Raw genomic sequence first — 12,179 nt, forward strand, 5'->3', positions numbered from 1 at the left:
CGCCACCCCTCGCCGGCGCCCCCGCCATCTCGGAGCCCGAGCGCCCCCGCCGGAGGCTGCTCTGACCGTGGCCGCTCTCCACGGTGATCGACCCATGACCCGGCTAGCCTCGTGGGCACGCGTCGGCGCAGCGTGAGCGGAGCGGCCGGCGGGAGTGCGGTGCAGCCAGCCCCGGTCCGCCAGGCGCTTGAGCCTGTCACGGACCGGCTCGACCTGCCCGGGCCCAGTACCCTTGCCGAGCTGGATACTGACGTCCTTGGCCCGGACAGGCTCCGAGGCTGCGGCCACGATCTTCCTGATTGCCTGGTAGCCGGCGGGCAGCACGCTCTCGTCCATGCTTGGCTAGCGGTGCGGGACCAGAAGCATCCCGCCAGCCCCCGGAGTGGCCGCGATCCGTTCCAACTCCTCGGCCATGGCGGGGTCATCGACCTGCCCCTCCGCTCGGCCTCGATGAACCGACCGATCACCACCTCGGCGGCATCCAGCCGGGCCACCTCGGCATCGATCTCTACGAGCTCCTTACGCAACCGCTCGGCGCGGTCGGCCAGCACGACCCTCCGCTCCATCACCCAGACCAGTACATCCACCACCAGCAGCCCCTTCCCGCCCGGATCTTCGCGGAGCCTACGAGGCACTCGAACCCAGGACCCCGATTCCGGTGAAGAGGCCCCGCGGCAGACGATCACCTGCTACCGATCACGCCCGCGACCACCACGAGCATCCCAGCCCCAACCCACGCCAGGCTACTGGGTCCATCGACACGTCAAGAGGAAGGTCACCGCAGACCAGGGCACGTTCCTTGAGTCGGTGGGACTCGAACCCACGGCCAACGGATTATGAGTCCGGTGGTCACGGCCCCACGTCAAGGGCCTCGCTGTATCGCGCAGCGCCAGCTCCGGCCAACCCATCAGGCCTGGTCGCCTCGTAAGCTGACACCCCCATGTCCACGCAGCAGCGCCTCACACAGCCCGATGGTGCTTGGGCTAGGTTCCTCCTCTATCTCTGCAAGACTCCTTTTGAGCAGCTCGAGGGTCCGGCGGACAGCATCCAAAAGCCCCAACTGCGCCTGTAGGCGTGCGATATCTCGATAGATCGCCTCGTTATAGGTGTCCCGCTCTCGCGCACGCTCCAAGAGATGCAGTGCCTGACGTGGATCGGTCCGACTTACATGGCGCACCACGGCCGAGACAGCGTCCAAGAAGTCCCGCCTCAATGCCTCTCGAGGCGTTTCCGCCCACTCGGCGGAGACATCTTCGGCGAAGTCTCCCGTATAGAGGTCGACTGCTTGATGCAGTGCCGCGCTCGCCCTCTCCTCGTCGTCCACGAGCTGGCGGGATAGCGCAAGAGCGGCCCTGAACTCCCACAGATCCACGACCACATGGTCCTTGTCCAGGGCGTAGCGGCTGTCGCTCTGCACGGTCACATCCGTGAGGCCGCCATGCGTCACCGTACGGAGGGCTCGGCGCACCTGGCTCAGTGTCGCGTGCAGGCTGTTGTACGGGCGGCTGTGAGGGGCTTGGGGCCACAACGTGGCAGCGACCGTTTCCCGGCGTGCTCCCTCTTGGCGCAGAGACAGAAATGCCATCAGTTCACGCTGCTTGTGAGCAAACGCGTTGGTGATTCCCACAGCCACGGGAGAGTCAGGCGGGACATATCTCAGGCAAACAGCGCCAAGGACACTGACCTGGACTACAGGCTCGTGGCTCTGGGCCGTTGAGCGCGGAACGGCTTCTTCGTCGGGTGGATGCTCGGGAGTCGGGTGACGATGGATAGGCTCCGGGACCTGTGCCTCCGAAGTCGCTGCTTCCGCTTCGATCAGTAGCTCAACCAACGCACCCGCGTCCTCGGTTGACAGCCTGAACAGCCGGGCCCCAGCGAAGGCACCTTCTGAATCGGCAGGCACAGCAACCGCGACGCTACCGTCCTCTCGAATGCGCAGCGTAGTCCCCGACGGCCACTGTCCGATCAAAATGCCCGCCATGCCGAGCGTGGAGCCGTTGTCGAGTACGGCTTGCAGGCGACGTTCATCCATGGCCTGCGCCGTAGCGACGAGCACGAGTTCGGTCCAGCCGGTGTCACTGACCCCCTCTTGTCCGTGCCTTGCGCGCGCACGGGAGAGCAACTCGCCCTCCATCACGTTCAGCGCCTCATCTTGGTCGGCGACAACACGAAGTCGGCCCATCGGCCTCAGCGTGCTCGCTTCTCTGCCCAGAAGGCGCGATACATCGGGTGCCGGGACTACGAGTTCGACCTCACCCTGGCCTGGAAGCCGTTGTTCGCCCAGCAGTTGGACCAGCAGAGCACGTGCGGCGTCCAGGGCGCCCGGTCCGACCAGCCCCAGCCCTCGAGTCCGCGCCAGGTCCCAAGCGAGTGCACGCCCCTCCTTGGCTCCGACGACGTGCGTGGGCTTCCCGAACTCGGACAACACAGGGGCGCCGCTTGGCGTTTCACGTTCATCCGGCGCCTTCTCCTGAGCCTGCCGCAGAGCTCGGATCACGGGCGCGAAGTGGACGTCGTCGCGTCTGCCGCTCCCCGGTCGGTAGCGCATCCTCCGGCGTCGTCGTACGACCACGAGGGCCACCACGATCGCCGTGGCCAAGCCAAGCCCTACCAATGCGCCGTCCGGCAAACTGACTCCCGGAGCCGATCCATTGCCCCGCTTATCGGAGTTGGTGGCAGAACTCGAGGCTGAGTGCTCGGTCGGTGTTGGCGAACCCGACGATGGCAATGGCGACCCAGCGTTGGGCGAGCCGCCCGGCTTTTGACCAGCGTGGTCGTCGTCCGGGGTCGGGGCGGACGGCACGGGCAGGCGCAGTATCCAACCCGGCTGGATGAGGTTCGGGTGTGTGAGTGCCCCGCCGTCGGGCTGTGTCCGGTTGCGGTTCAGCTCGAAGATCTGCGGCCAGAGCGAACCGTCACCCAGCCGACGCTCGGCGATGCGCCAGAGGCTGTCGTGGATACCGTTGCGGGGTGTCCGTACCACGACGGTCGTGTTCGTGTCGTTCGCTACGCCGTCTGGTCCACGTAGGCTTCTGCCCGATATCCCTGCCTCCCAAGGGGAGTTGGGCGATCCACTGTCGGCCAAAGGGTGCTTCTGGACCGCCAGTGCCCAGTGAAGGTCACGCGTGGGTGTGAGCGCCAGCACGACGCCACTGACGAGCGCCGCGGCCAATACCCTCAACGGCCCTGTCCTGGACACGCGAGTGCGCAAGCGAGGCAACAGGCATGCGGCCTCGCCGAGCACGTTGAGAACGGCGGCGGCAAAGGCAGCCCAGAGCACCCACAGGGCACACTCGAGCGCATCGAGCAGCATGCCGGTGCTCAACGGCGAAGCCAGGAACGAAACCACTTCCCCGATCCGCGGCAGACGGCGCGGCAAAGGCCAACCGACATACCGAGCCAATCCCCACGGGATCCCTACGACGAGAAGTGCAAGAACGCCGACCGCCAGGATGCCGCGCGCCAAGGCGCCCCCGCGTCGCAAAGTCTGTGCCCCCATCTCAGCCCCATGTTTACGGTGCCCGGACCGCGACTCCGCGTACTGGGCGGGCGCTGCCGACGGCAGTGACGGTGAGCTCATCAACGCCGAAGAACCGGAGGAACTCGGTGGATTGGCGGGCCGTGACGGTCACATTCACGGTCGTGGTCGTCGCGGCGACGCTGCCCTCATCACCTGTGGACGACAGGTAGGTGCGCGCACGCTTCCGTGCCTCGTTGGGGGCCAACGCCCACGTCCCGTCACGGCGATACGCGGCAATGTCGATGGCCTGGGCACCTGCTCGAGCCGCCTCCTGAGCCTCGCCGAGAGCACGGCTCTTGGCCGCCAGCGCGAGGCCGCCGTCGAGGACCAGGCCCGCGAACATCACGGTCGCCGCAGTGATGACTACGCCGAAGACCGCAATCTGGCCCTTGTCGTCGTACGGCCCACGGCGTGCGAAGCCAGTCACGGAGTCCCGCCTTCCTGGATCGTCGCCCGAGAGTCGGCTGTCGGAAAGGCCGTAGGTTCAGGTTCTGAAGCATCTCCATGAATCATGCGGATCTTCCGAAATCCATGAAGCACCGGCACTCCTGGTGAACTGGAGCGGTCATGACGCTTGACCAATACGCACTGGCTCTTGCCACCGCGGACGCGGGAGACAGCTTGTGCACCAGCCAAGTACGCAACCTTCGACTCGTTGACGTCAGCGCCGGCTGGCTCCACATCGACGACCGCAAGATCCCCCTGGCCGATCCGGTTCGCGAACGGATCGCCGCCTATCTGGACTACCGCACCGCCACCAGGCCCAACATCGCCGAGCCGCACCTGCTCATCAACCCGGGCAGGACCCTGGAATCCCGCAACGTCGGCATCCGCGCCGAAGCGATGGCCAGCACCGGAGACGCCAAGCGTCTGCTCAACATGTTCGGCCTTTCCATAAGCGCCAGGCTCCGCTACGCCGACGTCGTCGGCCACCCCGGCTTCACCGACGCCGCCCCGTCGACCTGATCGAGCAACCTCCCCCCGAGCTTGAAGTCCACCCGCTCCCGTAACCTCACGGCTATGCCCACCGGTCACACTGCCTGCCACTGCGTCGCCTGCCAGGACACCAACGAACTGGACCCACGCACTCAGTCGACCGTCGACGCCATCCATCAGCACGGCTGGCAAGTCGTGATGATCCCCACCGATGACCACGGACCAGGCTGGGCCTACACCATCGGCCTGTGGCACTGCCACCGGATACCCGAGCTTGCGATGTTCGGCCTGGACATCCACCTGATGCACACAGTCCTCAACGACCTCGGTCAGCGCGCCGTCGAAGGACAACCTCTGGAGGCCGACCAGGAGCGGCACGACGTCGCCAGCGTCCCGGTCGTCCTCAAACCCGTCGACTACCGCTGGTACAAGGCGTTCTTCGGCACCGCGATCGGCTACTACCGCAAGCCGCCGTTCCCGTTCCTCCAGGTCGTCTGGCCCAACCGCGACGGAGCCTTCCCCTGGGAGCCCGGCGGAGAAAATCTGTTCAGCCGCCAACCCCAGCTGTCGCTGCACCCCGACGAACACCCTGTCGGGGTCTGGACGCAAGATCTGTGAAGAGGCGACCGGGACGCCCTCACGGACAATGACGCCATGACGCGCTGGTTCCGCGCCTACTGGGCCGAGGAAGACACCTGGTTCTACTTTGAGGTCGACGCAGACGGCTGGGTCACTCGCCAGGTCGAACTCGCTGGACCGCTCGAGAAGCCCATCGCCGCAGCGTCGTTGGCCGAATGGGAAGCCGCCCAGCAAGCCGGAACCCTTCGAGACTACGAAGCAACGTTCGGCTTCACCGCGGAGATTGCCGTCCACGAGTGGGACGCACACGAGCCGCAAACCCTCGCAGCCGGAGAGTTTGAGACCGTCTGGCTCACAGCACGAGCAGCCTGCCAAGCAAGAGCTCGAGCACGCTCCACGCACGGAATATGAACGAAAGCATTCCCGCGCACTCACGGCTCAGCACCCACACTTCGGTTCGGCCCCCATGGCACTTGAGAATTTGCGAACCCAAGAGCACTACCTCGGTACACATCGACCGGAGAGGCCATGGAGACACGGATGATCGCAGTGCCCGGCACCTGCAGCAGGGCCAAATCGCTGAGATCGACGAGACACGTGACCACGGCGGTGACGGTGTCCCCCGGCTGCAGGCCGCCCTCAACCTCGACGTCCAGTGACCGACAAACAACGCCCGCATCCCCCAGCGCGGCAGCGGCGGTAGCGCGGGCCCGGTTCTTCGCGACGCCGACGGAGGGAGCCGTACTCGCCGCTCGGGCGGCTTGATGTGCAGCATCGGCGACGCGCAGGCGGGACTCCGTCACACGTCCGCAGAGAACCATGAAGGCCAGCATGAGCAGAGGCACAGCAACGACCATCACAAGCTCCACTGTCGCCAGTCCACTGTCCGTCCGACTGTGCTGACTGCCGCGTCCTCTCGTGCGCCGCTTCCGCACAGGAGCAGCCCTTGTCATGGCTGCCCTCCCCTACCTTCGAACGCCTCGACTGGGCCGGCCGCCCGTGCACTCACTGAGATACGAACGAACGGAACGACACTCGTTACCTCGCCCAACACACGGACCTCGGCCCGGTCCTCTCCTCGGCGCACCGCAACCTGCGTGTGGTGAAGAGGCCCGCGCCCTATCTGGTCGAGGACGTAATGGGCCTCGTCCTCCCCCGCCGCTGCGCTGCCGTTCTCCACCCGGGTGACCGCCAGTGCGTGCGAGGCCGCCGCCTGCGCTATGTGGGCCGCGTGGAAGTACAGGGCGGTCTGGGCGAGCAGGAGGACGAGGAGGAACATGAGCGGCATGCCGATCACCATCTCCACCGTGGCGCTCCCGTCGCCGCGACGCCGCTCTACTTGAACAGGGTTTCCCGGGCTGCCGCCAGGATCTGCGGACCCCAGAGCGATGTGACCGCGAGTGCCAGTGCCGCACCGAAGGCCGTCCAGATCACCATTTCCGGTGTGACGGAACCGTCGTCGTACGACATCCCTCGAAGAACAGCTCGACGGAGAACCCCGACGATGCGAGCGATCAAACTCCCTCGCGTGGTGAACAGACACATGACCGAACTCCTCTCTGCGCCGTGGCGGGGTCATAGCGACGCCGTGATCTGTGTGAAGGCCGGATAGAAGACGAAAATGACGAAGCCGAAGGCCATGAGCATGCAGGGCAACGCCATGCGTTCGGTCGCCGCGTTGGCGCGGCCTTCGGCTTCGGCGCCGTCCCGATGACGCATGGCGGCTGCCTTGGCCGACAGCGATGCGCGGATCTTGGATCCCTCGGAGCCGGCGAGGGAGAGGGCGGCGGCGAGTTCGGTCAACTCCTCGATCCCCAGCCTCGTGCCGAGTCCACCCAACGCTCTCCAGGGCGAACTGCGCGTGATCCGGGCCGTGTTGAGGGTCCGACGGAGTTGCTCGAAAGCCCATCCCTGCCCGATGTCGACGGCGTCGTGCAGCGCGGATTCGAGTCCTGCGCCGCCGGCCAGAAGGATGTGAATGAGGTTGAGGTACGAGCCGAGAGCGTGGCGGAATGCTGCGCGTCGACGTCGTGCCCTGGCCCGTACGGTCATATCGGGGAGCAGGAATCCAGCGGTCGCGAAGGCCAGGGCAGCGCCTGCGGGTACGGCCCACGGCTGCGCGTTGCCGTCGAGTGCGACCATGGTTTGGACAGTCGTGGGGAGGAGGAGGCCTATCAGGCCGAGGCTTGCCTTCTCTGCGAGATGGGAGTCGGCCGACTGTTCGGTGAGGGCCAGATCCGCCGCGATGCCTCGGCGGGGCAGCCCGAGAGATCGCAGCGGCCCGATGAAGGGCGTCCCCAACCGGGCGGCCCAGCCTTCCTGTTGGGCCATCGGCCGGATCGCGGGTTTCGCGTGGGAGCGCAGCCGTGCGACCAGGTGGGCCAGGCGCGGTCTCGGTGGGACGAGCCACACGATCAGCGCCCAGAGTCCCAGGCCGACTCCCGCTCCCAGAAGCATGGTCAGCTTCATCGTCTGACCTCCCGGCTCGCCGATCGAGCCCTGTCAGGGGCACCGGCTGGACCTTCGAGTCGGCCCAAGAAGCGATCCGGGTCATCGGATCGGGCCAGGTGTCGAAGCCACAGGAACCCGCAGCCGAACAGCCCGCCGATGGACGCCAGGACCAACTGTCCGGCAAAGGTGTCGTACGGATCCAAGAAGGGCCGGTTGAGCAGTACGAGCCCCAGCGCGAAGGACAAGGACGTGATGACGACGACGCGCACGGTCGTCCGCGTACGGGCTCTGGCCGCGTCCACGCGCTGGTCGATGGCCACCTGGGCACGCGCCGTTGCCGCGAGTTCGCCCAACAGAGAGGACAACCGCCGGGCCGGGTGCTGTGAAGACAGCACGAGCGCGGCCAGGACGAGGTCGGCCGTCGGCTCTGCCAGTTCATCGGCAAGGAGTCGTGCCGCAGTGGCGAGGCCTTCGCCACGCTCCAGACGCACTGAAAGCTCCAGGATCTGGGGCCGGATCGACTCAGGCGCAGCACTGGCCGTGGCGACGATCGACTGCTCCAGACCCGCAGCCGCAGCGAGGGTGTCGCGCAGCATCTCGCTCCAGGCCGCCATGCCTTCGATCCGCGCGAGTCGCCGCTGGTCGACCGTGGCCAAGCCGAACAACGCCGGCAGGCTCCAGACAGCCATGGCAGCCAGCAGGCCTCCCGCCACCCAGCCCGTAAGAGCCCCGCACGCCAGACCCGCGGCAAAGGACACAGCGAGCCGACGGCCGAGGCGGGCCCGCTGTTCCCGGGACAACAGGCGCCGTCGGACGGCCACAACCGGTGCGGGTTCACCAGAGCGACGCCATCCTCGTACGACGAGAAGCAGCCCCAGGCCGAAGCCGAACCCGAGCAGGGCGGCGGCCGAGACCGCGTCGGCGCTCACGGCAGCCGCCCCCACTCCCCTGGCTCTGGCTCTGGCTCCAATCGATCGGGGTCGAGCCCGGCCGTCTCCAGCTCGTCCAGCGTCTCGGACCGCAGGGGTACACCGGGTATTGCTCGTCGGTCAGGTCCCGGTCTGAACACCTCGTTGGAGACGATTTGTGGGCCGTCGGCGTCGACAACCTCCCGTATGGAGGAGACCACACGCAGACCGGCCTCCCCGAGCGGACGGTCCAAGTGCACGACGAAGTCCAGCGCGGAGGCGACCAGAAGGTTGGTGGCCTCCAGAGGCAACTGTTCGGCCCCCTGCACCGCGTACGCGGCAAGCCGAGTGAACGCGCCCCGGCTGCTCGAGGCGTGCAAAGTAGCCATGGACCCGTCGTTGCCTTGGCTCATCGCGTTGCACATGGGGATGACTTCGGGCCCGCGTACCTCACCGACGATGACCCGGTCCGGCGCCATGCGCAGGGCCCAGCGCACCAACTCGGCCTGGCTGATGGCTCCTTCGCCCTCGATATTCGCTTCACGGGCCTGCATCGCGACGACATCGGGATGAGCTTCGGAGTCGGCATCCAAGCCGAGTTCGAAGACGTCCTCGATGGTGACGAGGCGCTCCCATGGTGGGATCTCTGCCGCGAGCGCACGCAGAAGCGTGGTTTTGCCGATCGATGTTCCGCCGGTGATCAGCACGTTCTTCCTGGCCCGGACAATCGCTGCCAGGAATGCTTCCAGTCGACGGTCGAGGGTCCCGTTCCTACGCAGCTCAGCAAGGGAAACCGCCTTGTATCGATGGCGCCGGATCGACACCGACGGACGAGGCGTCACCGCCATGACAGCGAACACTCGCTCACCGCCTGGGAGTTGGAAGCTCACTCCGGGGCTTCCTCGGTCGAAACGCCGCTCCTCCACGCCGGAGCGCGCTGCCAGTTCCCGGATGAGCTGGACCAGTTCGGCATCGGAGCCCACAGGGGACGGCTGCTCTCCTCGGCGGCCGTCGGAGTGGCGTACGAAGACTCGATCGCCGTTGATGTTGATGTTCTCGATGTCGGGGTTATGGAGCAGCGGTTCGAGGCCGGCCAGGCCGAAGAGTTCGTCGAGCACGGTCGCGATCACACGCTGCTCGACATCAGGCGGCACGACCCGCCCACCCCTGGTCATCTGTTCCCGGGCGTACTCCTCGGCTGCATCGGCGAGGATCTCGTCCGCTGCTGCCCTGCGGGCGGTGGCGGTCCAATGGGTCTTACCCGCGCCTTCCTTCGCACGGATGCGCTCGGCAAGCCCTTCGGACACCTGGAGGCGAAGTCGCTCTCGGAGCCGTTCCGCGGCGCTGTTCTCGTCTGACCGCATGCCCGGCACGTCGGACGGATCGTGTACGCCCGAGCCCGGCAGCGAGTGCGGCAGTCCGTTGTGCCTCGGAGAACCGTAGATCTTGGACTCACGCACCTCTTCCGCCGTCATCACGCCACTCCTGCTTCCGAAGCCGCGGCCTCACTCCTGGGCTCCGCGGCCGCCTTGTCGACGAGTCGTACCGCGAGGACGGCCAGTGCTTTGCCGAGCTCCGACCGCACGAGAGCCGAACGCCGGCGGCCGACACCGCGCAGCACCGCCGCACCTCTGGGGTCCTCCGGAAGATGCGCCAACACGTCGAATCCCAGTTCCCGGGACACCTCTTGTGACCGATAGCCGTCGCCCACAAGCACGAAGGAGGGCCGCCGCGACCACTGGGAAAGCACGTCGACCTTGCTCGCGGCGTGCGCGAGGGCATCGTCTCGGGCGCGCATGAGCAGGAGCAGGTCATCGGCGCCTCGGACGAGCGGCAAGACGGGCGAGTGCGGATCGATCCGTCCGCAATCCGCGACGATCACAGCTCCGGCGGGTGCGGCCGCACGCCCGAGCGCCGACTGCTCGACGCTCGCACCCATGAGTTGCGTCAGGGCGGCGTGTGCCTGGTCGGCTCCGGGAGGTCCGGCCACGACGCGCAGCTCTCCGGGCAGCTGTTGCGTGTGCTGCCACAGCAGGTCGGACGACTCGGTGCGTCGTGCCGCAGCTGCCAGGCTCACCAAGCCTGGCTCGAGGGCCAAGCGAAAGCGGGCCACCAGGTCGCCACCTGCCGGATCGCACTCCACGACAACGGGTCGATATCCGGTCGGCCATCGGCTCGCGAGCCCCAATGCAAGCGTCGTCGCCCCGGGCGATCCCTTCAGACTGCCAATCGCGATCAGCGTCACGGCCCACCACCTCCGTGCACGACGACGATGCGGATCGTGCCGTCGGCTGCTGCGGCGAGCTGCTCGGCGTCGTCTTCGGCGAGCAGGAGGGTCACCACCGTCAGCTGCTCGTCCCGGACAGGTCGTACGTCGTCGACCACGGCCGACCACGACCTGTTGCCGGCGCTCACAGGCGGGGCATTGGTGGCTTCGCCGTTCCCGGGGACGGCCACCGCCGAGACGTGGCTGCCCGGTCCGATTCCCGCGGGTAGCTGACCGGCCTTGAGGCCTACGGCCGCCACAGCCTGACCAGCGGGCGGGACTCTCGTACGCCCCAACACGCTCTCGGTCAGCAACGCTCCGGCGGGCAGGCTGTAGGCCAAAGAGCGCCCTTCCACTGCCGTTCGAGATCCAGCCGACAGGACGTCGAGACCGCTGTCGCGCGCCACCCTCACTTCTCGCAGGTCGGCGCCGCTCAGCTTCTGGCCGACAGCCACAGGCCGAGCGAGCGCGAGCACGTTCTCGCGCTCCCCCAGCCGATCGGTCAGCAGCACCGCTCCCGTTACACACCCGAGGACCAGGAGGGCACCGATCACCAGGTACGGCAACTGCCGCCGTCGTGCGACGACCGACAGCCGGCTCGGGGCGCGATCTGTACGGTGCCCGGAGTCGCGAAGAGCTGCCCGCGCGGACGGGGGCTTGCCGTGCTCCTTCGCGCGTACTTGCGTTCTCACCCTTCGACCTCCCCTCCGTACCGCCTCCCGGTGTTCAGCGCATGGCTCTCGGCGACGCGCACATGCACATTCGACGTCGTAGTGAGATCCGGGAACACTCCGGACTGCCCAGCACCGGTCCAAGTGACCGCCCAGTGCACGGTCACCGAGAATGCGTATGCCTCACCCGGATGTCCCGCGGACGAGGTGCGATACGTATGGCCGCAGTCCGGAGAAGGACTACTCGCGTGTACGGCATCTACGGAGTCATACGGCGTTCCCGGCCCTCCGCAGGTGACTGTGCCGCCGTCACCCGGTCGCCAGACCGCCTGCGTGGGCCGCGCCACGGCAGTGACGGCAACCCCGGGCACCGAGGCCGTCGCAGAGACATCACGCCAGTCCCCGCGGTCCAGCCAAAACCACGTCGGCAGATTCACCAACTGCTCCCCGCGCGGGCTCATTTCTATCGCCAGTGATGGAAGGCGGAGTTGCTTCCGCGCTTGCTGCGCGAGGTCCGCGGGCGTGGGCGCCGCGTGAGCCCCTCCACCAATCTGAGCGCCGTCGGGAATCCATACAGGTGGCCGGTAGAACGCGTCCCGTGCTCCGCCCTCGGTGCACTTGTACACGTACCAGGCGCCCTTCTCGCCCGGCTTCGGATTGCCGGCCCGGCTGTCCGCAGAAGGCCCGAGCCGGCTGACGAACACCGCCCTCACCGCCCGGGCCCTCTGCCTGTCCGCCGGCCCGTGATAGGCGGCCGTGGCCACCACCGGCGGAGGCTCGTAGTCGCTGCGTTCGTAGGCACACATCGCAAGATTCGGATCGCGCGCCGAACTCCCGCCGCTCCCACC

General features: G+C 67.2%; 13 protein-coding genes. 3 read left to right on the plus strand and 10 right to left on the minus strand.

Annotated elements, in window-relative coordinates; all coding sequences use genetic code 11:
- Positions 1 to 907 precede the first annotated feature (907 nt).
- Together P2Q00_RS33435 and P2Q00_RS33440 are read right to left on the minus strand one after the other, a co-directional pair.
- Complete coding sequence (locus tag P2Q00_RS33435) at positions 908 to 3,466, minus strand: BTAD domain-containing putative transcriptional regulator (RefSeq protein WP_275777299.1); 2,559 nt, start codon at positions 3,464 to 3,466, stop codon at positions 908 to 910.
- A gap of 46 nt (positions 3,467 to 3,512) precedes the next feature.
- A complete protein-coding gene (locus tag P2Q00_RS33440) occupies positions 3,513 to 3,947 on the minus strand; it encodes a pilus assembly protein TadG-related protein (RefSeq protein ID WP_275777300.1) in 435 nt (144 codons plus the stop codon).
- 140 nt (positions 3,948 to 4,087) lie between these two features.
- On the opposite strand from P2Q00_RS33440, the gene P2Q00_RS33445 reads away from it, so the two are divergent.
- Genes P2Q00_RS33445 through P2Q00_RS33455 form a run of 3 tightly spaced genes read left to right on the plus strand, consistent with a single transcriptional unit; the run spans position 4,088 to position 5,446 of the window.
- On the plus strand, positions 4,088 to 4,486 hold the full coding sequence (locus P2Q00_RS33445) for a hypothetical protein (protein ID WP_275777302.1): 399 nt from the start codon (positions 4,088 to 4,090) through the stop codon (positions 4,484 to 4,486).
- Positions 4,487 to 4,540: 54 nt separating this feature from the next.
- On the plus strand, positions 4,541 to 5,074 hold the full coding sequence (locus tag P2Q00_RS33450) for a DUF4262 domain-containing protein (protein WP_275777304.1): 534 nt from the start codon (positions 4,541 to 4,543) through the stop codon (positions 5,072 to 5,074).
- 36 nt (positions 5,075 to 5,110) lie between these two features.
- Complete coding sequence (locus P2Q00_RS33455) at positions 5,111 to 5,446, plus strand: hypothetical protein (protein ID WP_275777306.1); 336 nt, start codon at positions 5,111 to 5,113, stop codon at positions 5,444 to 5,446.
- A gap of 20 nt (positions 5,447 to 5,466) precedes the next feature.
- Here the strand turns inward: P2Q00_RS33455 and P2Q00_RS51010 are convergent, their stop codons facing one another.
- The 8 genes from P2Q00_RS51010 to P2Q00_RS33490 all read right to left on the minus strand — a co-directional run bounded on the left by P2Q00_RS51010 (position 5,467) and on the right by P2Q00_RS33490 (position 11,352).
- Positions 5,467 to 5,988 (minus strand): TadE/TadG family type IV pilus assembly protein, encoded by a 522-nt coding sequence (locus tag P2Q00_RS51010; RefSeq protein ID WP_369293695.1) that lies wholly within the window; start codon positions 5,986 to 5,988, stop codon positions 5,467 to 5,469.
- Positions 5,985 to 6,341 (minus strand): TadE/TadG family type IV pilus assembly protein, encoded by a 357-nt coding sequence (locus P2Q00_RS33460; RefSeq protein WP_275777308.1) that lies wholly within the window; start codon positions 6,339 to 6,341, stop codon positions 5,985 to 5,987. Before P2Q00_RS33460 ends, P2Q00_RS51010 begins: the two co-directional genes overlap by 4 nt.
- Before the next feature lie 29 nt (positions 6,342 to 6,370).
- Positions 6,371 to 6,505 carry a hypothetical protein gene (locus P2Q00_RS33465; protein WP_275777309.1) on the minus strand — a complete coding sequence of 45 codons (135 nt, stop codon included), beginning with the start codon at positions 6,503 to 6,505 and terminating at the stop codon, positions 6,371 to 6,373.
- A gap of 105 nt (positions 6,506 to 6,610) precedes the next feature.
- Positions 6,611 to 7,504, minus strand: a complete 894-nt coding sequence (locus P2Q00_RS33470; RefSeq protein WP_275777310.1) for a type II secretion system F family protein — start codon at positions 7,502 to 7,504, stop codon at positions 6,611 to 6,613.
- Positions 7,501 to 8,415 (minus strand): type II secretion system F family protein, encoded by a 915-nt coding sequence (locus tag P2Q00_RS33475; RefSeq protein ID WP_275777311.1) that lies wholly within the window; start codon positions 8,413 to 8,415, stop codon positions 7,501 to 7,503. Before P2Q00_RS33475 ends, P2Q00_RS33470 begins: the two co-directional genes overlap by 4 nt.
- Positions 8,412 to 9,869 (minus strand): TadA family conjugal transfer-associated ATPase, encoded by a 1,458-nt coding sequence (locus P2Q00_RS33480; protein WP_338059368.1) that lies wholly within the window; start codon positions 9,867 to 9,869, stop codon positions 8,412 to 8,414. Before P2Q00_RS33480 ends, P2Q00_RS33475 begins: the two co-directional genes overlap by 4 nt.
- On the minus strand, positions 9,869 to 10,639 hold the full coding sequence (locus tag P2Q00_RS33485) for a MinD/ParA family ATP-binding protein (RefSeq protein WP_275777313.1): 771 nt from the start codon (positions 10,637 to 10,639) through the stop codon (positions 9,869 to 9,871). Before P2Q00_RS33485 ends, P2Q00_RS33480 begins: the two co-directional genes overlap by 1 nt.
- A complete protein-coding gene (locus P2Q00_RS33490; protein WP_275777314.1) occupies positions 10,636 to 11,352 on the minus strand; it encodes an SAF domain-containing protein in 717 nt (238 codons plus the stop codon). Before P2Q00_RS33490 ends, P2Q00_RS33485 begins: the two co-directional genes overlap by 4 nt.
- Positions 11,353 to 12,179 lie beyond the last annotated feature (827 nt).

The sequence above is a fragment of the Streptomyces coacervatus genome (genome assembly GCF_029223485.1).
GTDB classification, from domain to species: domain Bacteria; phylum Actinomycetota; class Actinomycetes; order Streptomycetales; family Streptomycetaceae; genus Streptomyces; species Streptomyces coacervatus.